The 20,805-nt window shown below is 42.1% G+C and carries 17 protein-coding genes; 5 read left to right on the top strand and 12 right to left on the bottom strand.

Annotation, left to right across the window (positions count from 1 at the left end; all coding sequences use genetic code 11):
* Window positions 1–143 precede the first annotated feature (143 nt).
* The 3 genes from L7A31_RS04665 to L7A31_RS04675 form a co-directional block, all read right to left on the bottom strand.
* Window positions 144–503, bottom strand: a complete 360-nt coding sequence (locus L7A31_RS04665) for a hypothetical protein (RefSeq protein WP_237360337.1) — start codon at window positions 501–503, stop codon at window positions 144–146.
* Between the two features lie 669 nt (window positions 504–1,172).
* Window positions 1,173–2,048, bottom strand: a complete 876-nt coding sequence (locus L7A31_RS04670) for a DMT family transporter (RefSeq protein WP_237360338.1) — start codon at window positions 2,046–2,048, stop codon at window positions 1,173–1,175.
* 235 nt (window positions 2,049–2,283) lie between these two features.
* Window positions 2,284–3,255 carry a carbohydrate kinase family protein gene (locus L7A31_RS04675; RefSeq protein ID WP_237360339.1) on the bottom strand — a complete coding sequence of 324 codons (972 nt, stop codon included), beginning with the start codon at window positions 3,253–3,255 and terminating at the stop codon, window positions 2,284–2,286.
* Window positions 3,256–3,761: 506 nt separating this feature from the next.
* Here L7A31_RS04675 and L7A31_RS04680 point away from each other — a divergent pair.
* A complete protein-coding gene (locus L7A31_RS04680) occupies window positions 3,762–5,126 on the top strand; it encodes a carbohydrate porin (RefSeq protein ID WP_435532874.1) in 1,365 nt (454 codons plus the stop codon).
* A 143-nt stretch (window positions 5,127–5,269) separates the two neighbouring features.
* Here L7A31_RS04680 and L7A31_RS04685 read toward each other — a convergent pair whose 3' ends face one another.
* The gene (locus tag L7A31_RS04685) at window positions 5,270–6,016 is read right to left on the bottom strand and encodes a substrate-binding periplasmic protein (RefSeq protein WP_237360340.1); all 747 of its coding nucleotides are present in this window, start codon (window positions 6,014–6,016) and stop codon (window positions 5,270–5,272) included.
* A 342-nt stretch (window positions 6,017–6,358) separates the two neighbouring features.
* Between L7A31_RS04685 and L7A31_RS04690 the strand changes: the two genes are divergently transcribed.
* The gene (locus L7A31_RS04690) at window positions 6,359–7,162 is read left to right on the top strand and encodes an ABC transporter substrate-binding protein (protein ID WP_237360341.1); all 804 of its coding nucleotides are present in this window, start codon (window positions 6,359–6,361) and stop codon (window positions 7,160–7,162) included.
* 79 nt (window positions 7,163–7,241) lie between these two features.
* Here the strand turns inward: L7A31_RS04690 and L7A31_RS04695 are convergent, their stop codons facing one another.
* Window positions 7,242–8,756: a CoA-acylating methylmalonate-semialdehyde dehydrogenase gene (locus tag L7A31_RS04695; protein WP_237360342.1), complete on the bottom strand. Its 1,515-nt coding sequence runs from the start codon at window positions 8,754–8,756 to the stop codon at window positions 7,242–7,244.
* A gap of 46 nt (window positions 8,757–8,802) precedes the next feature.
* Window positions 8,803–10,710 carry a bifunctional 5-dehydro-2-deoxygluconokinase/5-dehydro-2-deoxyphosphogluconate aldolase gene (locus L7A31_RS04700; RefSeq protein WP_237360343.1) on the bottom strand — a complete coding sequence of 636 codons (1,908 nt, stop codon included), beginning with the start codon at window positions 10,708–10,710 and terminating at the stop codon, window positions 8,803–8,805.
* Between the two features lie 261 nt (window positions 10,711–10,971).
* Between L7A31_RS04700 and L7A31_RS04705 the strand changes: the two genes are divergently transcribed.
* Both L7A31_RS04705 and sthA read left to right on the top strand, forming a co-directional pair.
* Window positions 10,972–11,805, top strand: a complete 834-nt coding sequence (locus L7A31_RS04705) for a MurR/RpiR family transcriptional regulator (RefSeq protein ID WP_237360344.1) — start codon at window positions 10,972–10,974, stop codon at window positions 11,803–11,805.
* A 159-nt stretch (window positions 11,806–11,964) separates the two neighbouring features.
* Window positions 11,965–13,365: a Si-specific NAD(P)(+) transhydrogenase gene (sthA, locus tag L7A31_RS04710; RefSeq protein ID WP_237360345.1), complete on the top strand. Its 1,401-nt coding sequence runs from the start codon at window positions 11,965–11,967 to the stop codon at window positions 13,363–13,365.
* 78 nt (window positions 13,366–13,443) lie between these two features.
* Here sthA and L7A31_RS04715 read toward each other — a convergent pair whose 3' ends face one another.
* From L7A31_RS04715 to L7A31_RS04735, 5 genes are all read right to left on the bottom strand, one after another.
* The gene (locus tag L7A31_RS04715) at window positions 13,444–14,259 is read right to left on the bottom strand and encodes an alpha/beta fold hydrolase (protein ID WP_237360346.1); all 816 of its coding nucleotides are present in this window, start codon (window positions 14,257–14,259) and stop codon (window positions 13,444–13,446) included.
* Between the two features lie 52 nt (window positions 14,260–14,311).
* Window positions 14,312–15,397, bottom strand: coding sequence for a threonine aldolase family protein (locus tag L7A31_RS04720; protein WP_237360347.1), 1,086 nt, complete (start codon window positions 15,395–15,397; stop codon window positions 14,312–14,314).
* A gap of 340 nt (window positions 15,398–15,737) precedes the next feature.
* On the bottom strand, window positions 15,738–16,376 hold the full coding sequence (locus L7A31_RS04725; RefSeq protein ID WP_237360348.1) for a tetratricopeptide repeat protein: 639 nt from the start codon (window positions 16,374–16,376) through the stop codon (window positions 15,738–15,740).
* A complete protein-coding gene (locus L7A31_RS04730) occupies window positions 16,373–16,528 on the bottom strand; it encodes a hypothetical protein (RefSeq protein WP_237360349.1) in 156 nt (51 codons plus the stop codon). Before L7A31_RS04730 ends, L7A31_RS04725 begins: the two co-directional genes overlap by 4 nt.
* A gap of 214 nt (window positions 16,529–16,742) precedes the next feature.
* Complete coding sequence (locus L7A31_RS04735) at window positions 16,743–17,855, bottom strand: hypothetical protein (RefSeq protein ID WP_237360350.1); 1,113 nt, start codon at window positions 17,853–17,855, stop codon at window positions 16,743–16,745.
* 456 nt (window positions 17,856–18,311) lie between these two features.
* Here L7A31_RS04735 and L7A31_RS04740 point away from each other — a divergent pair, with 456 nt between their 5' ends.
* Window positions 18,312–19,331 (top strand): FUSC family protein, encoded by a 1,020-nt coding sequence (locus tag L7A31_RS04740; protein WP_237360351.1) that lies wholly within the window; start codon window positions 18,312–18,314, stop codon window positions 19,329–19,331.
* A gap of 132 nt (window positions 19,332–19,463) precedes the next feature.
* Here L7A31_RS04740 and ribB read toward each other — a convergent pair whose 3' ends face one another.
* Complete coding sequence (ribB, locus tag L7A31_RS04745; protein WP_237360352.1) at window positions 19,464–20,537, bottom strand: 3,4-dihydroxy-2-butanone-4-phosphate synthase; 1,074 nt, start codon at window positions 20,535–20,537, stop codon at window positions 19,464–19,466.
* Window positions 20,538–20,805 lie beyond the last annotated feature (268 nt).

Below are 20,805 nucleotides of genomic sequence, written 5' to 3' on the forward strand. Positions count from 1 at the left end.
GAATCAAAAACTATGTCTGTTTCAGGTAATGCAACTTTTTTACTGTTCTTACCATTAACATACGATACCCATATAACAAGTAATATGTGTATGTATATTATTGTTAGAATTGAAATAACATATTCCATAGGAAAATTTAAAGCTTAGCTTTTTGGTGCTAATGGTGTTAGAGCTTTAATTTGCTCACCTTCTCTTACTAATCGGCATGCTTGATTCGCATCATCTGCATCCATAAGAGTTAGTAACCTTTCTTTGTCTATATTACATAGTGTTTTGATAGCTCCAGTTTGAGCTGTCCAACCACTATCTTGCCAAAACTTGATTTGCTTGATTTGGTCTTCTGGAGAATTTTTTCCAGACAAAGCTTGTGATATTACATCAAATGCATATTCACTTGCCATGTGCTTATCTGTGTCATTATTTGAGTGGTTCAACGCCCAAATAACTACCGATGCCGTTATCGCCCATGCAATAACAGAATTTACTACTAATAACTTTTTCATAAAATATATTACTTATCTGATATATGTGTATATGTAATTGATTTAATAGGCATTTTTAAAAATAACTCATTTAGTTGTATATCACTTACTATTAGGTATTTTCATTGCCATTAGGATTGATTATATTCGCTATTCCCTTAGTAAATCAATCGAAAGAATGAGTGTAGACAAAATACTCTTATTGGTTTTGTGCTTTAGGAGACTTTTCATACTTCAGAAATATTTAATGGAATTAGGAAAAGCCCTTAATCATTTATCGTAAAATATGGTTATGCCTAATATTGCTATAGGTTTTATCTTTTTGATTTAGAAAATATAGCGCAACGCTTTTTCTGAGAGTGTTGCATGTTATACATAGCCAATTGGTTCATTCATATTGTGAACACTTTGCCCTGCATCGCCTCTTCGCAGGGCTTTATTTCACTTTATATTAGTCCCACAACTACCTATAAGCTCAGTTTAGGTTTCAACAAATAGCAACTACAAGATAAATTAAGAAATCGCAATCACACCCAACCACTAAGCATTTAATTACAACAACTTATAACATATATAAAAATATATAAACACACCGTTTATTGCTCATTTTTTAGGAGCAACTGAAAATACCCAGTTATTTCAAACAAGTTAGACTTCACCTTGTTAATTGTTGCACCGCTGTTATTGCTATCAGCTCTTTTTATTCTCCCAATGAGTGATAAATGCAACCGACGCAATAATTATTGCCGCTCCCAACCACAACCTTCCTGGTGGAACCCAACTAAAAACTAACCACCCTGCTAACACATTCAATGGCAGCTTGGCATGGTCAAAAGGTTGTACAAAAGAAGCATCAGCTGCTGCGTATGCCTTTACTATCGACCATTGCGCCAAAGCAGTGAACGCACCAGCAGCGAATAGGCACAACCATAGGTTAACCGAATCTGGTAGCCTCCATTCTGGTATCGCGAGAAACAGATTAAAAGGTGTTTGAAGAAGTAGTAGATAAACAACCATTGTCGCCGGTGAATCTTTTGAGGACATCTTCTTCACCATCAAGGAGTAGCATGCCCAGAAAAAAGCGGCTCCGACCGGTAATAAGCTCGCCCATGTGAAATCATCAGACCATGGCTCCAATATGATCATTGCACCGCAAAAACCCACAACAGTAGCTAACCAACGTGCTGCCCCGACCTGCTCACCTAAAAGCAACCCAGATCCTAACGTTGCAAAAAGCGGCGAAATCATCAGCAATGCGATACCTTGCCAAATCGGCACAGGGTAAGCCAATGCCCACAACCACAACTGTATCCCAATGACAGCTAAGAGAACCCTAAAAACATGAAGAGGAAAGCTTGTTGTTTTCAGCGATTCCTTAATTCCTAACGATTTCAAATACGGAAGAATAACAAGTAGCGCGATGAAGTATTGGATAAACGCCACCATAGTCGATGGCAAACCCAATTTAATACTATTCACTTGCGATAGGCTATTCACTATCGCAAAAGCCAAGCCGGCCAACAGCATCCAACTTGCGCCTTGCACCGGGTGGTGACTTTGTTTCATCCTACATTCCTTATAAACAGGTTATATCTCAAACCCAGAAGAGCTCTAAGAAGGCGCAACTATACCGTTGCATGTAAGGATATCAAAGTGTTTCGAGCATCAATCTTGGGGCCGAGCTATAAGACAGTGATAGTGCTCTACAAATGCAGATTGATTGGGCAAGCCTGACGTGCAGAATTGAAATCGTTAATTAAAGCAAAAAGATAACGAACAACAGACGTCTTGCAATTACAACCTACTGATTAACACAAGACTCGCTAAAGCTTTCTACTGTTGTTAAAGAAGGTAGAGCCGATATCGCGCCCATTTGGGTACACGTTAGAGCCCCAACTTTATTTGCAAAGCTCACCATTGGAACCAGTTCGTCGAGGCAACTAGGCAAAGTATTTTTGCTCGCAAGTAAGTATAAGAAAGCACCAATGAACGCATCTCCTGCTCCTGTTGAGTCAATGCTATTTACCACAATGGAATCCACAAATCTCGTTCCGCTATTCGCTACGCTAAGTAACGTGCCATTTTTTCCTAACGTGACAAGAATGATCTTCACACCTTTTTGATGAAGAAAAGTACAGGACTCTTTGAGACAAGTCTTACCTGCAAGAATATGTAGCTCTTCTTCACTAACCTTAACGATATGTGCAGCACGTAAGCTCTCTTCACATAACCTCACAAACTCTTGTGCATTATTTTCCCATAGAGCCGGACGGAAGTTGGGATCGAAACAAATCCATTTGTTTTTTGAGCTAGCCTCTACCAACAAATTTTGATAGAGGTCGATCATTCTTCCTTCGTTTTTTAACGCTGCTCCAAAGTGAACAACCTTACTATTTTCGACAAAACCTTCAGCTAACTCGTGGGACTCTAACTGCTCACTCGCTCCCCAATTAAACGTAAAATCACGTTCCCCATTTCCCTGCAAAGCGACATACGCCTTCGAGGTAGCATAGTGTCCATCTACAACAACAGAATTTGTTTCAACACCCTGCTCTTTCAACGTTTCAACTAGAAAGTCACCAAATGGGTCTCGACCGACTTTAGCCGCAAGTGCCGCTTGACCTCCTAATTTTGCTACGCAACAAGCAACGTTTGCGGGGGCACCTCCTGCTTTTTTTAGGAAATGAGTGCCGTTTTTAATGCTCGAATCAATATCGGTACACACAAAGTCAATCAGTAGATCGCCTACACAAGCCACTGTATTTTCAGTCATTTAATATATCCTCCAGTAGAGAGTATCAACACAAATTATCAGTCTTCACCTAGGCAAACCCTCTACAACTCGAGGATTAGACAGTTTATATTTTAGGGAACGTTTGCAGTCAGAACAATACACGCTCTATTTGAACAAGTGAAATCGTTTAAAACGTTTATGTGATACAGCTTTAAGTTTGCCTGATTTAGAGTGGCATTATACAGCCCTGCGAGAAAAACCAAGATAAACTTCATACAAACCATTATTTATCAATACCTTATAACTCAATACATTCAAAAATTTTAATTAAGGGCCATCCCAATACCGATGAAAAACGCTCAATTAATTAGTGTGATCAATCTAATAATTATTCATATTCCTTATGTACAAGAATTATCCTAGTTATTATTTTGTCCCAGTTTAAGCTCGTGAACCTCCCCAAAACATTGTAGGTTCCACTAGTTATTGCGAACAAATAAGGGAACGTTTGCAATCAAACTAATAAAGCTTAAAGGACAAAATGTATGAAAACGAAATGGACAATGGCAACTCTTACTGCCACTGCAGTGTTAATGTCAGCACCAACTTATTCCGCAACCGATTTGGAGTCATTGGAAGCAAGAATTCAAGATATTGAAACGCGCCTTGCGCCAGCAGAAGAAGATAAGTCAACCAAAGACTTTGAGTTTCATGGATACGCTCGCTCTGGCGTACTTATGAATGACCATCGAAACGGAGCAATCAACACAGGCCCGTACATGACAGCTGCTGGCACTCTAGGTGCTCCTGTAGGTCGCCTTGGCTTGGAAGACGATACCTATATTGAGGCAAATTTCATTCACAATCGTGAATCAAGTAAGGGAGAGAAGTCTAAATACTGGCTAATGATAGCTGATGGGCAAGAGTCTGAAGATACATGGACAGCAGATACTAGCGATTTAAACGTGCGCCAAGCATATGCTGAGTTCTCTAACTTAAGTTCCTTTAGTGGAGCATTTAAAAACGCATCTATTTGGGCAGGAAAAAGGTTTGATCGCGATAACTTTGATATCCACTTCTTAGACTCTGACATTGTCTACCTTGCAGGTACCGGCGCAGGAATATACGATGTGCAGCTTTCCGACTCGTGGAAAAGTAATTTCTCCATTTACGCAAGTGACTTCGGTGATACTGATACAACTGATTATGAAAATTACATCGCCACAATGAACAACCACATCGGTTCGTGGCAAGTTATGCTCAGTGGTATGTCTGCCAACAAAAATGACCAAAATAGTGACAACACACAAGCTACAGTACCTGCCAACACAGGTGTTCATATGATGCTCGCTTATCACGACGATTCTTTTTACGGCAGTAAAGATGGTTTTTCGAAAACAGGTATCCTATTGGGCAAAGGCCTAGGAGCTGAGTTAAAAAACATTGGCCAAACTAGCGATCTCAACCATGATGCAAAAGCTATCCGAGTATTCAGTTATGGCGTAAAAAAAATCAATGAGACATGGAATATTGCACCTGCTTTGCTGACCGAATTGAGTAAAGATCGCATTTACCAAAATGATGAGTATTTTTGGGCAACGCTAAACGTGCGTCTATCCCAATCATTCAATGATAACTTTGAAATGGTTTATGAAGGCTCATATCAATACATGGACCTAGACAACACTCAGAACAAAGCAACCGGGGGATACTATAAAGCGACAATCGCCCCAACCTTTAAGCTTGCAACATCAGAAGGCTTTTTCGATCGCCCAGAAATTAGGTTTGCGGTCAGCTATGTTGATTGGAGCAGTGACCTCGACAATTATACCGTTGATCAAACGGGCACCAGCACCATGGGTGACGGTGGAGAAACTTTATTTGCTCTACAAATGGAGACTTGGTTCTAGTTGCTGCGCAAGTAACCGCAAGATACTGGGTATATAGACTTAGCAGGAATCATTTAACTAGAGCTAACAATATTGCTCCCTTGATAATTGCACGAGGGGGCAATAATAGACTCAAAAACCACTAATTTGTAACTAGCTTTCCCCTAGTTGTATCGATCAATGATTTTAGTAAAGTCTCCTTTGCTACTTGCTGCTTCATAAGCTTGCTGAAGCTTTGAGTGCAGTTCGTTTGAAACGGACACTTTACTGAAACCAAAATATAAAGAACTGGTACTGATAGGAAAATCATGCCTTTTAAGCCCATTAAAATGTGGGTCTGTTTTGAGTTTATAAGCGAAATCATCGCTGTTCATCATAAATGCGACCATTCTTCCTTTTTTTAACATCGGCGCTAGTTGAGAAGAATCAGTGACAGGGTGAATATTACTTGAAAAAGAGGGGTCGTTCTCCAACTTTTCTTGTAACAGCTTCCCATGATACGCACCATTCACTTTACCCACAGGTCCCGGCAACTTTTTAAGATCATCAAGTGAGTTAATCTCATAATTTGAGTCGCTTGGTACAATTAAAGAGACAACCTCATCTCTCATTGGCCCGATAAAGTACATATATGTACCGCGCTCTTCGGTTCGAGATAAATTGGTAATAGCATCCATTTTTCCAGACTTTATCAAGTTCAAGGCTCTTTTCCATGGTTGAGGGTGAAAAATTGGTTGGCAGTCAGCCTCTGACAGAAGCGCTTCCATTAATTCAACATCCAACCCCATCCACACACCATCATCTTGATAATACAAGGGAGGATAATCATTTACTCTTATATCAATTTCACACTTTGCAAATACATTGAAAGTGAGAAAACTTGCCAATATCAATACGGTTAACTTATACATATTCGTCTACAAGTCACAGCCCAAATTTATATTGTAGTCTAAAAGCACTAATATGATGTGTTGCTAAACTTAACATCGGAGGTATTGATGTTTGATGTTATGAGCAACAATACTTGAGCATGTTGAGTTTAACTAAATTAGTGCCGAATTGAATATAACCTAATGAAGAATCATTTCTTATACTACCTTCTTGCAAGTACTCTGTTGCTTTTTTCTAGCAGCTTATTCGCAGCTAACATCCTAGTCATAAATAGCTATCATTCAGATAACTCTTGGACTCAAAGTTGCCTTTTAGGTGTGACAGAAACACTTCAGGGAAAACACGATTTGGAAATCCTATACATGGATACCAAGCGCACACCGATAGAAAGCCATATTAAAGTAGCGGACAGTATCATTGAAAAAGTTCAAAACTTGAAGCCAGATGTTGTTTTGCTAGCTGATGATAACGCATTAAAACTACTTGGCCCTGAACTATCAAAGCAAAACTATCCTCTCGTCTATTATGGAATTAATAACAACCCAAGAGTGTACTTTGAACCAGAACGCTTACCCAAGAATGTATACGGCGTATTGGAGCGACAGCTTATTATTCCATTAGTGCGGCACTTACAAATCATGCTTAACACGAGCAAAAACCATGTTCTTATACTATTTGATGACAGCAACACCTCTAAATCTATTATCAATGTGGCTTTAGAGGGCAAAAGCACGTCAAACGCAGGCAAGACGAATATAAGCTGGAAAATGATAGGAGACTTTGCCGATTGGAAGAAGGAAATCCGAAACTCTGACAAGCACTATGATGCCATTATTGTGGACACTTGGTTTACAGTTAAAGATAAAAACCAGAAAGTGCTAAATGAAGAATATGTTTTGTCATGGACAGGTGAACATTCTCCAGTACCGGTATTTACAATGGCCGACTATGCAGTAGGCAACGATAAAGCTATTGGCGCATTTGTATTAAATGGCTATGACCAAGGGAAAGAAGCAGCATTAATTGCTCTGCAAATAATCAATGGTGAAAAACCAACAAGAGTAAAACAAATTAAATCGGGCACTTTTTATGTCAACAAGGAAGGCTTTGATAAGTTCGGTATTAAGGTTCCTAATCGGCTGAAAAACTTCGTCATATATCGGTAAACATTGAAGGCTCAGCTTTATCAAACAATGCCCAATGACTTCTGTTGTCTCTGGGCATTGTTTCATTTAACTCTATGGTTTACATAGTCGGCATAACAAAGCTGCTGTCGTGATGCTCCATACGCACACCGGTCGGCCATCGACTTGTGATTGTTTTCATACGCGTATAAAAGCGAACACCATCGTTACCATGCATGTTTAGCGGGCCAAAAATAGAGCGTTTCCAGCCACCAAAACTATGAAATGCCATTGGCACCGGTATCGGTACATTCACTCCCACCATTCCAGTTTGCACTTCTTCGCCAAATTGCCTTGCGGTATCGCCATCACGAGTAAAAATAGCGCTTCCGTTACCATATTCATGATCATTGATAAGTTGTATCGCCTCTTGGTAATCCGTTACGCGCACAACACATAACACAGGCCCAAATATTTCCTCTTGATACACTTTCATTGTCGGTGACACTTGGTCTAATAAGGTTGGACCAACAAAATAGCCTTGCTCATAACCCTGAACCTTGAAGTCACGACCATCGACTAACACTATCGCTCCTTCGCTTTCTCCTGAGCTAATGTATTGGCAAATTTTATCTTGGTGTACTGACGAAATGACTGGTCCCATATCATTTTCTTGCGTTTCCTTATCGCAGATACCCGGGCCTACTCTCATTTGACTGATTTGCTGTTTCAGTTTCTCAACCAATTTGTCTCCGGTTTCATCGCCCACAACAACCGCGACAGATAGAGCCATGCACCTTTCACCCGCAGCACCATACGCAGCGCCCATAATTGCACTAGCCGCCATATCAATGTCGGCATCGGGCATGAGCACACAGTGGTTTTTTGCTCCACCAAGTGCTTGGCAACGTTTGCCATGTGCTGATGCTGTTTGATAGATGTACTCCGCTATTGGTGTCGAGCCAACAAAGCTTACCGCTTGTACTCTTGGGTCAGTCAGTAAGGTGTCGACGGCTTCTTTATCACCATTGATCACGTTGAATACACCATCGGGTAACTCTGCTTCTTTAAGTAGCTCAGCTAAGAATAAACTCGCACTCGGATCTTTTTCAGATGGTTTCAATACGAATGTATTCCCCGTTGCTAAAGCTATTGGGAACATCCACATAGGTACCATTGCCGGAAAGTTGAATGGTGTGATGCCAACACAAACTCCTAGTGGCTGCATTAGAGAGTGGCTATCGACACCAGAGCCGACATTGGCAGAGTGCTCACCTTTTTGCAGATGTGGGATGCCGCAAGCAAATTCGACCACCTCTAGGCCTCGAGTCACTTCTCCGACTGCATCAGAATAGACCTTGCCGTGCTCCTCAGAGATCATGCGCGCCAGTTTGTCGATATTATTTTCCAACAGCGCCTTGAACTTAAACATGACTCTCGCTCTCTTCAAAGGCGATGTTTTTGACCATGATGAAAAGGCTTTGTCCGCAATTGAAACTGCTTCTGCTGTTTCCGCGGGAGAACTTAATACGACTTCACGAATTTGCTCTCCAGTAGCAGGGTTATAAATCGCACTAGTGCGTCCGCTATGGCTTTCACTCAACTGACCGCCAATAAAATTTTGTAGTGTTTGCATTTTCTCTCCTAAATTTTTAGACATCCTGAATTGCTATCCGCTACGCTTAGCGACGTTGACGCCATACTCGGATCAGGTTTTGATAGTTACGCTTTACTTGGGATATGAGTTCACTATCACTACTGTTTCCAGACAACCACTCTTTGGCAGGTTCAGCGAAAATCGTGCGACCAATTGCAAACCCTTTTACAATTTCGCTTTTCGATGCGTCAGCAAAGCCTTGTTTCAATTCATCTTCAGGAGCATCGAGACCAAGAAGTACTACACCTCGACAATGCGCATCCCTCTCCGTAATGACTGATTCCATTTTCTGCCAAGCTTGCGAAGACAATGGTGGTAACTTCCACCAATCAGGTTTAATTCCAAGATCGTAGTACTGGGAAACCATTCGAATATAGTGTTCATCATCAGAATCAAGGTGCTTGGGTAAAATCACCTCTAGCAGCAGTTCGTGCCCCGTCTGACAACAAGCTTGATAGACCTCTTTAAGTTGCTTTTCTTGAGCCTGTCTCATTACCAAATCGTCATCTGGATGAGCAAAGACAAGACATTTCACAACATGTTCCAAAGGCCAGCTTGCTAATTGGGAGCCAATATTGCCGTGCTCAAGCTCCAAGGGACGTGAACCTGGTAGCTCTATCGGACGGCCTATCCACCAGCCTTTCCCTGTGACTTCGTTTAGTACCTGCTGGCCAAATCGACTATCACATAACAGCCCTGCTTTCTGATCCAACCCTGATTCTTGCGCTGCAAGTTGTGCTGCCTTAAATATCAGCTGTTTTAACTGAGGGATTCGATTGATATCAGCGTCAACCTTCTCAGCCATTTCTTCAAACTGCACTCGGTGGTCAAACGCTAAAATGCACAGCTCATCCCACTGACTTTTTCGGGTTGTCACTCTGTGCAAATGATTAAGTCTAGTATCCAAATCTGGGCGAGAAATCGCATCTGCTCTGGCTAAGTAATCATCCAGCTCTTCTTTGGTTGGCATCGCAGGAGCACAGCCATGTCTTGAGACAACTAAAGCTCCACATGCGTTTGCATATCTACAACACTGCTGCCAACTCTCTTCGTTCAAATAGCCACGCAGCAAGCCAGACATAAATGCATCACCGGCACCTAAAACATTAAGTACATCGACTCTGACTCCATCAACATGAATCCCATCATCTAAGTGCGCCGGAATTGAAGTATCGAATACAGTGCAACCTAGCGGGCCTCTTTTACACACTAAAGTGGCATCAGAAGCTTCCCTGACTTGCTCAAGAGCAGTCAAAGTATCCATACTGCCACCGGCGATGTGAAACTCTTCTTCTGTTCCCACGACTAAGTCAAACAGGTTTAACACCTCTTTAAGCTGCGAAGTAACTTGCTCAGATTCGATATAACGTGTTTCACCATCACCCAGTGAGGTTAGGCCCCATAAAACTGGGCGATAGTCGATATCAAGTGCGGTTTTAACGCCATGCTTGCGAGCATATTTTAGAGCCGTTAACACTGCCTCCCTAGTATTAGGGTTGGAGAGGTGTGTTCCTGTGATAGCCAAGCACCGCGCTGAAGCAATGTATTCTTCATCGACATCATCTGGAGTAATCGCCATGTCGGCGCAGTTGTCGCGGTAAAAGATAAGCGGAAACGTTTCTTCATCCTTGATACCTAAAATCACCAAAGCGGTCAGCCTTTCTTTGTCTGTGATTAGGTGACTGGTATCCACTCCAACAGAAGTCAACTCTTCCCGCAGAAATCTACCCATATGCTCGTCACCGACTCTGGCAAGCATCGACGACTTTAACCCTTGCCTAGCCGTGCCATAAGCAACATTCCCTGAAGAACCGCCAAGATACTTAGCAAATGAGCCCATATCTTCCAAGCGGGCTCCTATCTGTTGACCATATAAATCAACCGCAACTCTTCCCATGCAAATAAGGTCGAGCTTCTTTTCAACAACCTTCATCGGTCACTCCTTGGGTGTGGTGATATTCAATGACAACCTTTATACGAAATATTTGTTTCATTTTAAAATATTAATGAAATTTTTAGTTCATTATGTGATCTAAAGCGAACTTAAAAATAGGGAATGTTACAGTAGATATTGCTGATAGCCCTTGGTATTTCAAGGGATTGAACGTAAAGCAGTCAGATGAAACAAACATTTCATTTATACGCATTATAAGATATCTTAGAGCGAGTCAAACGATGATCTTGGGTAGGGATAATGCAGGCAGCATCAACACTAGATGAATTAAAACAACAAATTCAAACAAACTACAGTGATCTTAGTAATCGCCTACAGCAAGTAGCTAAATATGTTCTTGATAATTCAAGTAGTGTCGCATTCGACACGGTCGCGACCATCGCTCAACAAGCCGATGTTCCGCCTTCTACTCTGATTCGCTTTGCCAGCGCTTTTGGTTTTAGTGGATTCAACGAAATGAAACAATTGTTTCGCCATAAACTCGTTGAAGATACTGCAAATTACACCGATAGAGCTCGCCTCTATAAACAGCTTGAAGATCAAAACTCACCACCAGAAACCACCAAAGATATCTTAGAAGAGTTTGCACGCGCAAACTCGCAGGCGCTTGAGCATTTGGCCACAAATACCAAACAAGACGAGCTATACACAGCCACTCAATTGCTGGACAACGCCGAAAACATTTACGTGATAGGTCTACGACGTTCATTTAGTATCGCGTCTTATTTCACCTATGCGCTAAGACATGCAGAAAAACGCGCGTTCTTGATTGATGGTTTAGGTGGCATGTTTCAAGAGCAGCTCGGCTTGATTGGTGCTAAAGATACGGTCGTCTCAATCAGTTTTGCTCCATACGCCGAAGAGACATTGATGTTGAGTGAAATAGCCGCCAAAGCCGGAGCCAACCAAATCGTCATCACAGACAGTCAAATTAGTCCGCTTTCTGCTTATAGTGACGCTTGTTTCGTTGTTAAAGAAGCGAAGGTGGATGCTTTTCGATCTCAGTCAGCATCGCTTTGTTTGGTACAAAGCCTTGCTGTTTCGCTAGCCATTAACCCCGATGGGTCAAAATAGAGTGACTCAGGATAACAATGATGCGAATCAAGCTTAGATAATGTTAGTGGGTTGCAATCTAAGGTTACATGCGAAGTTTCCGTTAATTGTGTGACGCTCGTATATTGGTTTGTTAACATTTCCTTACACTGACTATTGAGTAATCTAGAAGGAGTGGGAATGACCCAATCAACACACTTCGATGCCATAGTAATTGGCAGTGGCCCCGGCGGAGAAGGGGCTGCAATGGGATTAACCAAAGCAGGGATGAATGTTGCCGTTATTGAAAAAGAACACAGTATTGGCGGCGGATGTACACACTGGGGAACTATACCTTCGAAAGCATTGCGTCAGGCAGTGAGCCGAATTATAGAGATCAACAATAACCCTCTGTTTCGAAAAAGTAACTCTACACTACGCTCTACTTTCTACGACATACTAAGCCAAGCAAAATCCGTTAGCGAAAAACAAACTCGACTAAGACAGGGCTTTTATGATCGTAACGATTGCACGCTGATCTCGGGTACCGCTCGATTTATCGATTCAAATACTATTTCGGTTACAAAAGCCGATTCCGGTACGGAATACTACAGCGCAGACAAGTTTGTTATTGCTACCGGCTCTCGCCCATATCAGCCAGACAATGTCGATTTCAACCACAGCCGCATCTACGATAGTGACTCTATACTTGAGCTAAAAGATGACCCGAGACATATTATAATCTACGGCGCCGGAGTGATTGGTTGTGAATACGCTTCTATATTTCGAGGCTTAGGATTAAAAACTGATCTTGTAAACACACGCGACCGATTGTTAGCCTTCCTAGATAATGAAACCTCCGATGCACTTTCGTACCACTTCTGGAACAACGGTATCGTCATTCGAAACGGCGAGACCTATGAAAACATTGAAGGTACAGATGACGGTGTCATTTTACATTTAACATCAGGTAAAAAGCTGAAAGCTGATTGCTTATTGTTTGCCAACGGCCGCACAGGGAACGCTGATCAGCTAAACCTAGAAGCCTTGGGATTAACATCCAATAGCAGAGGGCTTATTTCCGTCAACGATGATTACCAAACCGAAGTCGGTCACGTCTACGCGGTTGGAGATATTATTGGCTATCCAAGTTTAGCAAGTGCAGCGTATAACCAAGGCCGCTTTGCAGCCCAAGCTATTACTCGTGGACAAGCTCAAGGGCATTTGATTGAAGATATCCCTACCGGAATATACACAATTCCCGAAATCAGCTCGGTAGGTAGGACTGAACAAGAGCTCACTGCAGATAAGGTTCCTTATGAAGTAGGCTGCGCGTCATTCAAACATTTGGCACGCGCGCAAATTGCTGGCAACGATGTCGGAAGTTTGAAGATCCTTTTCCATCGCGAAACTAAAGCGATATTGGGCATTCACTGCTTTGGTGAACGAGCTTCGGAAATCATCCATATTGGACAAGCCGTTATGGAGCAAAAAGGTGAAGGCAACACTATTGAGTACTTCACCAACACTACATTCAATTACCCTACGATGGCAGAGGCATATCGAGTCGCTGCATTAAATGGTTTGAATAGGTTGTTCTAACAGTGACGATTCAATGCCGCTATCAATAGCGGCATTGCATTTAACGCCATATTAAACAGTATGGTTAACCTACGGTTCTCAAGAGTTATTTGCTTGCTCTTTGCCCAGCATTAGTTGGATTTCTTTGATAATTCTTTGCGGATCTTTCCACAAAATAAAGTGCCCTGCCCCTTTAACTTCAACTAGCTTTTTACCTTGGCCATATAGCTTATTCATAGCAAAGTTCGAATTGTTGGGATCTGAAATCGTATCCTCATCTCCATGAATGAGCGTTACGTCCACTCCATCGAGTTTATGCCAATCTTTACTGCTCAATTTAGATAGCTCATCGGCTAATGGCATCATTTCACCATTGGATACCTTCCAATCGTTAGACAAGAAGGCACCGACTAGCCAAGTATCGGCTAATTCGTTGTACCATTTAGGCTCTTCTAGTTTAGGGTCAAATGCTGGTGCAACGAGCACTAAACCTTGTACTAAATCAGGGTGCATGATGGCAATGTCCAACGCAATAGGACCACCTAACGAATGGCCTATCAGGATATTCGACTTATCTTTATCAAGCAAAGCAGCAATAGACTTTGCTTGCGACGCGATATCCGAATCGAGTTGTCTTGGCGACTGTCCGTAGCCGATTCTGTCAACTGAAATCAACTCGGCATTTTTCGCTAGCCACTCATCATTTAGATAAGTTTCATATCCCTCTTTACTTCCTGGAGAGCCGTGAATAAATATCAATCGATACTTGCTATTAGCGTCTCCTTGTTGAACATACGCGAGGCCATTTTTGCTAAACAGCGTTTGTGCATTGGAGCTGGATGCAAAAGCATGAGGCTGAATGAACAAGCCAATCAGTAAGCTTAAGATAGAAACACCAATTCGCCTTGAGGTCATTCTTCCTCTCCTACTCAATCCATTGCTTTAGCAACCAAATATTAACGAGATCTTAAGCCGTTACATTCATTTTATCTTCGAGCCATTGCAATACATCACGTAGCTGGTCATCTGTCATACCAAGTAGATTGTCACCAACATACCACTCAATCTTGGACATGTTTGGTTGCTCCATAGTTTGCGGCCTACCAATCCATACCCCCTTTTCTTTTGCTAGCTGATCTCTAAGCTCAACTAGCCTTTCATAGCTAACTGGGAACATAAGGTGCAACATGTTGCTTTGTGGTTTTACTGGATTCAACGCAAATTGAGGAAACTCCGCAACAATTCGGTAAATCTGCTGAGTACGCTCAAAAAGGCTTGGCATTTGCAACAAACGCTCGTCAAATTGCATGGCAGCAGACACCACATAAGGAGTTCTATGGTACACGTTGCCGCCTTGACGCTTCATCCACAGTGACGCCAATTCAATTAGCTCTTTGCTACCCACTAACATTGAGCCACCTAAGCCGTTAATCCCTTTATAAAGCGACACATAAGCACTATTAAAACCACGGGCAATCTCATTGTATTCTTTTTGGAAATAGCTCGAACATTCCCAAAGACGAGCACCATCCATATGAAGGTGTATGTTTTCACTCTCGCAATACTGTTTAATTTCCTCAAGCTCTTGCCAGCGAGGTAGTTGGCCGCCCAGCTCTCTCATCGGCAGCTCATATAGCGCTGCAGCAAACTCATCTGGCCAAGTTTTTAAGTCATCGCAAGTCCATGGGCGATAACGGTTTCCTAATGGGAGAACATCGAAGCGATTCTGCATTCGATAGCCTTGACTTTCAAATCGAGTGATATGACTGGATTCATGCATGCCAACGAGTGGATTTCTTTTCTGTTTGCAGACTAACTCCAAGACAGTTGCTTGAGTCATGGTTCCAGTAATGACAAATAATCCCGCTTCAAAGCCCAGCAGGTCTGCCACTTTCTGTTCAAAAGACTGAATGAGATCGCCATCGCCATACACATCATGCTGAATATTATTCTTTTCACACCATTGCGCCATTTCAGCAAAATACTCCGCAGGAGCAGGCTTTCGGCTGCCCGGGATGAACATTTCGCACTGAGATTCTAAGTCATTAGCCATTGTTTATTCCTAGTCATATCTGAAACAGCCAAGTTATCTTTAAACGAATAGAGTGTAAAGCAAATCAGTGAAGCCCCCTTTCCACTTAGTTTCACCACTCATACCATTCCTTGGTCTCAATATTTGACCAAATTTTCCGGATGATTCGGTCGTATTTCCTACGCGCTATATTTGGAGGTTCGATCCGGTTGATTATAATCGGATCTAAAGGTACCGTGCTCTTGGAACATTTAAGCCTAGTTAACTTTTGAAACGCAAAATGTCGCTAGATGAAGTGTCCAATCTCGCTGGAGCGCAACACATCGCTTAATACATTTGTTTTTGTCGGTGAGTAGTTAGATTACAAATTTTTAGCCAGTTTTTTTACTCTCGCTAAGTTGGAAGGAGAAAGGCTTTTCTTTGTCGTGTTAAACAAGGTTTGCGCCTCTTTATGACCATCATTCGCTGCAGCTAAAATCCATACGTTACCTGAGATTATATCTCGTTTACCACCTCGTCCGGTCATCATAAAAACACCCAGTGCATATTTAGATTCTAGGTGACCTTTTTGCGCTGCCATTCGGTAGTATTTCCGGCTTTCTGCCAAATCTTTACTAATACCACGTCCGTTGGCTAAGGCTTCTGCTTTTTGATATATGGCCGCGCTATGACCTTGACTAGCTGCCTTGTCAAACCACTCATAGGCTAATTTTTCGTTACGTTTAACACCCCGACCAGAAGCATAGGCAACAGCCACCATAAATTGAGCATCGATTTGACCCTGTTGTGCTGCCTTTAAAAACCAGTCAGTTGCTGTTGCATAATTTTGTGTCACGCCAAAACCGTTGGTGTAGTCTAGGCCTAATTTATATTGCGCCTGCGCATCACCTTGCTTCGCCATTTCTATATTGTGTGAAACACTTTTGGGTAAGGCTGTGCATCCACTTAGCATTAATAAGATGACAATTAAAATCTGAGGGTTCCCCACGAATTTCATCATAGCTCCTCATATTGAATGGTCAGCGTAGAAACAGAGAGCAATTGATCCGTCATGCCTGAATCAACGAAAGTAAATTCCACGTTTAGCCAAGCCGCATGGGGCTCAGGATAAGCAGAAGCTATATCATTTTTAAATGTTTGGGAAACCTTCATCGTAATAACTCACCTTTGTCAATAAGTTGAACGCAAGTGAAAGCTAATATTGAAAACCAACAAGTTTAGAGTTAGAAATTCGTGGGGATTCGTTAGGATTAATATACTTATAGGATTTCGATACTGAGAAATCATGGTTATCCGTCCTAGACTTAAACTAGCCGTACACAGCAGTTAATAACTAGACTGTGTACGGTTTGGTTGGTGGAGGTTGTTATTCGATACCTAATAGTTCTTGGGTCGCGGCAACCACTTCATCGGTGATTTCCTTATTAGCTGCTGAAGCTAGCGTATCTGCTTCTAACTGAGCAGAACTATCAAGCTCTTCTTGTGTGCTCGCCAGTTCTTCCTCGGCAGCTGCCAAATCAGTTTCTAAAGCATCAACTTCAGATTCAGCCTGTGCCAGTTCCTGAGCAGCAGCGTCAGCTTCTGCTTGTGCGGTATCTGCTTCAACCTGAGCGGCATCTAATTCATTAGCCGCAGTATTCGCTGCTGTGGCTGCTGCGTCTGCATCAGTTTGAGCAGCATCTGCATCGGCTTGAGCAGCATCTGCATCAGCTTGAGCAGCATCTGCATCGGCTTGGGCTTGAGCAGCAGCATCAGCGAGATCTGTATTTGTAGGATCAGCGTCAGCAGCAGCCTGTGCTGCATCCGCATCAGCTTGAGCGGCATCGGCATCGGCTTGAGCGGCATCGGCTTCAGTTTGAGCGGTATCTGCTGTAGCCTGTGTTGTATCTGCCAATTCTTGGGCAGCATTGGCAGCTTCCTGCGCATCTTCTAGGTCTTCTGAAGCCGCGAGGGCATCAGCATTCAATTGCTCGCTAATTGCTGTTAATGTTGCTATATCATAACTGGCAATCTGATCCTCTAACCCTTGAATGGTCTCGGAAATTTCATTTAATAGTTCAGTTAATTGGCTTGTTGCCTGAACTGCGTCTCGGTATAGTGCTAGAGTTCCAACAACAGATTTAGCAGAAGCATTAGCTAGTCCGTTATCTGATGCGTGTGCTGCATTCAAACGTCCTAAAGCACTGGCTAAAGAACCTCTATTATTACCTAATCCGTTGTCATTGCTGGAATTTCTACCATTACTGTTTGAGCTGGAGTTGGAGCTAGCCCTCGCACTGGCGTTTTGGCTACTATTTTCTTTATTTTTTTCACTACTGTTTCCACGGCCTTTACCATTGTTACTGTTATCATTTTTTGCAAATGCTGTGTTGTATTTGAATGTACCGTCATCAAAATCAAACGTAACCGGGGCTAAGGCCAACAGACCACCACAGACACATCCAAGTAAAGTCTTTTTAGCTAACAGTGAAAGTTTCATCCCATACCTCCTACAACACCGAACAGTTTTCCTCACAAAACCGTTATTGACTACATTATCATTATAGAGTAAAGACTCACCGACCAAGGTGTTTACCGTAGTAATTGACAGGCTGTGCCAGAAATGAGAATACCGATGGAGAAAAACGCCGAAACCAGAAAAAAGTACTATTTATCAAATTTATGGTTCATGCTAAATAAATGAGAAATAAGTGGTTATTTTTTAATACAAATAGTTATCCGTAGTTTCTAAATTCAGCTGAAAAGCAATCAATCTATATTGTGTTTTTCGCGCTCTATTGAAAGGAAGCTTCAGTAAAATTTAGTACTAGACCCGCTAACCCAACCTCTCAATATGTAAGATTAAATAACAAATAAGAAACTTTATATACATTCTCTTGTTACCCAAATCTTTTTAGAATAAACCTATAACTACTTATATGGGATAGTGTCTGCGATGCTAAAAGAGATAATTTCTAACAAACGTTTACTTAGAAAATGGTCACTCATTACGCTTGCTATGTTACCGTCTATCGTAATTGGTTCTACCCTTGGTCATTGGGAGCTTAGCCAGCTCGTTCTATTGAGTGCATCTCTTTACTCTATACAAACTCAATCTAAATGGGGTGTTGGAGCTATCATCTTTCATGAAGTAGTTATACTGGCTGGCCTTTATTTACTGACCTATTCACTTTTTAGCCCACTTGCTTTTGCTATTACTTGCACTCTCTTTGCCGGAGCCTGCATGGGATTAGGGATCTATAACCCTGAACTAAGAAAGTTGGGAAGTTGGATTTTAATTCCTGCTTTGTATATGACGATTGATTTTCAAGGTTCTAATATTCTTCATTCCGTTGATAGTAATGTCTGGTTCGCACTACAGTTATTTGCCGTTGCCGCACTTGGGCCAGTACTCGTTTGCTTATTCAATTATATTTTGGAAGAAGACAACTCCAAATCATCCCTTTGGGGTTTCAATAACGTTTTTACAGCAAAAACAGATGTAAGTGCCATATGGACTGTGATCGGGATTATGGTTGCTGTGTTTGTTTCCTCCATCTTCGTACAGTGGCTAAAGATACCTCATGCTGAATGGGTAATTTGGTCAACGATTAGCGTGAGTACAGGAGATATGACAAGTATGCATCGCAAGCTCGCTCACCGTGTGACAGGAGCGTTAGTTGGTATGATTTTTGGCGTTTCACTAGTGGTGGTTTTACAACTTGTCAGCCCGCTATTTTTTGAGCTAGCAGGAATACTCATTCCATTTACACTATTTATCAAACGCTACCCACTGGCATATGCTTCAAGATGTACCTTAATTGCACTTGCCGCTGGCGCTTTGGTGCATGGAACCTCTGTTGCTGAGTTTCGCATGCTCAACGTTTTAATCGGCGGGATATTAGGCGTTTTGTGTGCTTATTTGGCGGCTTATATGGCAAATAAATACCATCACAAACATCCGGTGAGCGACTAAATCAATTTGAGGGTTAAACGCCCTACTGAATGGGGCGTCTGAAATATCAGATTTTTTCAGTGGAATAAGTAAGAAGAAGACATGAAAAATCAGCCGTATAAAACGGCTGATTTTTATCTGACTATGTGAGTATTACTTGACGACTTGATACTCGGTGATTTCGAGACCGAAACCAGACAGCGAATGGTAGGGCGCTGCAGTGGAAGAAATAAGCTTCATCTTTTCAACACCAAGTTCACGCAAGATTTGTGAGCCAATACCAATCTCTTGGGTACGAGCGTTTTTAACCTTCACCGCATCTTGAGCTGGCAGTGCAAGGCTATCTGTTTTTCCTATACAAAGCATCACACCAGGCAGGTCAGATTTCGCGATATGCTCTAAAGCTTGTTGAATCGAACACCCTTTGCTTTTAGCAAATAAGATATCTTCTGGTAGCTTGATGTTGTGCACGCGAACTAACGCTTCTTCGCTATTTTCTAAGTCACCTTTGCACAGGGCATAATGAAGTTGCTGATCAACAATGTCTTTGTAAACATGCAAATCAAACGTACCATACTCAGTTTCGAATTCTCTTGAATCTACTTTCTCAACGATACCTTCCGTCGCAAGGCGATATTTGATCAAGTCCGCGATTGTACCAAGCTTGATATCGTGCTTTTTAGCAAATTCTTCTAACTGCGGGCGGCGAGCCATTGTGCCATCTTCGTTAAGCACTTCAACAATAACACATGAAGGTTCCAAACCTGCTAGGCGTGCTAAATCGCAACCAGCTTCCGTGTGTCCAGCGCGGACTAGAACACCACCTTCTTTCGCAACAATAGGGAAAATATGGCCCGGTGATACAATGCTTGAAGGAGTCGCCGAGCTATCGATCGCCGCTTTGATTGTAGTTGCACGATCGCTAGCTGAAATGCCTGTCGTTACACCTTCTGCAGCTTCGATAGAAACAGTAAAGTTAGTACCAAACGCTTCTGTGTTATTTCTGACCATCGGAGACAAATTCAGCTGCTGAGCTCGTTGCTCATTCATGGTTAGGCAGATTAACCCTCGGCCATGCATCGCCATAAAGTTGACTAGTTCTGGGGTGATTTTTTCTGCTGCTACCAGAATATCCCCTTCGTTTTCACGATCTTCGTCATCAACCAGTATGACCATTTTGCCCGCTGCTATATCAGCAATGATGCCCTCGATATCATTCAGATACATGTTTTTCTCACGTTCAATTGAAGTTGCCGCCAATCATATCAAAAAACCCCAGTTTATCTATGCTGGCGTAGTCCATTCTGCCAAGCTAGACAGAAAATAAGGATGCATTGAGTAAAAGAGGCTTCGGTAAGAGATCCATAAGCAGAAATGGAAGTTAGCAGGCAAAAAAAGACCCAGTGCAAATGGTGCACTGGGTTTATATATGTGAATAAGTGTATGTTCACTAATAACGTCAGTTGGCTAGGTGACCCTCGGCTTAAGAAGGGTC

The organism is Vibrio marisflavi CECT 7928, assembly GCF_921294215.1.
In the GTDB taxonomy this organism is placed as follows: Bacteria; Pseudomonadota; Gammaproteobacteria; order Enterobacterales; family Vibrionaceae; genus Vibrio; species Vibrio marisflavi.

What these genes read in the sequence shown, in the direction of transcription:
- L7A31_RS04670 (WP_237360338.1), bottom strand. Translation starts at nt 2,048, where the DNA reads ATGAAACAAAGTCACCACCCGGTGCAAGGCGCAAGTTGGATGCTGTTG.
- L7A31_RS04700 (WP_237360343.1), bottom strand. Translation starts at nt 10,710, where the DNA reads ATGAAGGTTGTTGAAAAGAAGCTCGACCTTATTTGCATGGGAAGAGTT.
- L7A31_RS04695 (WP_237360342.1), bottom strand. Translation starts at nt 8,756, where the DNA reads ATGCAAACACTACAAAATTTTATTGGCGGTCAGTTGAGTGAAAGCCAT.
- L7A31_RS04740 (WP_237360351.1), top strand. Translation starts at nt 18,312, where the DNA reads ATGCTAAAAGAGATAATTTCTAACAAACGTTTACTTAGAAAATGGTCA.
- L7A31_RS04705 (WP_237360344.1), top strand. Translation starts at nt 10,972, where the DNA reads ATGCAGGCAGCATCAACACTAGATGAATTAAAACAACAAATTCAAACA.
- L7A31_RS04665 (WP_237360337.1), bottom strand. Translation starts at nt 503, where the DNA reads ATGAAAAAGTTATTAGTAGTAAATTCTGTTATTGCATGGGCGATAACG.
- L7A31_RS04690 (WP_237360341.1), top strand. Translation starts at nt 6,359, where the DNA reads ATGGATACCAAGCGCACACCGATAGAAAGCCATATTAAAGTAGCGGAC.
- L7A31_RS04730 (WP_237360349.1), bottom strand. Translation starts at nt 16,528, where the DNA reads ATGAAGGTTTCCCAAACATTTAAAAATGATATAGCTTCTGCTTATCCT.
- sthA (WP_237360345.1), top strand. Translation starts at nt 11,965, where the DNA reads ATGACCCAATCAACACACTTCGATGCCATAGTAATTGGCAGTGGCCCC.
- L7A31_RS04715 (WP_237360346.1), bottom strand. Translation starts at nt 14,259, where the DNA reads ATGACCTCAAGGCGAATTGGTGTTTCTATCTTAAGCTTACTGATTGGC.
- ribB (WP_237360352.1), bottom strand. Translation starts at nt 20,537, where the DNA reads ATGTATCTGAATGATATCGAGGGCATCATTGCTGATATAGCAGCGGGC.
- L7A31_RS04675 (WP_237360339.1), bottom strand. Translation starts at nt 3,255, where the DNA reads ATGACTGAAAATACAGTGGCTTGTGTAGGCGATCTACTGATTGACTTT.
- L7A31_RS04735 (WP_237360350.1), bottom strand. Translation starts at nt 17,855, where the DNA reads ATGAAACTTTCACTGTTAGCTAAAAAGACTTTACTTGGATGTGTCTGT.
- L7A31_RS04725 (WP_237360348.1), bottom strand. Translation starts at nt 16,376, where the DNA reads ATGATGAAATTCGTGGGGAACCCTCAGATTTTAATTGTCATCTTATTA.
- L7A31_RS04685 (WP_237360340.1), bottom strand. Translation starts at nt 6,016, where the DNA reads ATGTATAAGTTAACCGTATTGATATTGGCAAGTTTTCTCACTTTCAAT.
- L7A31_RS04680 (WP_435532874.1), top strand. Translation starts at nt 3,762, where the DNA reads ATGAAAACGAAATGGACAATGGCAACTCTTACTGCCACTGCAGTGTTA.
- L7A31_RS04720 (WP_237360347.1), bottom strand. Translation starts at nt 15,397, where the DNA reads ATGGCTAATGACTTAGAATCTCAGTGCGAAATGTTCATCCCGGGCAGC.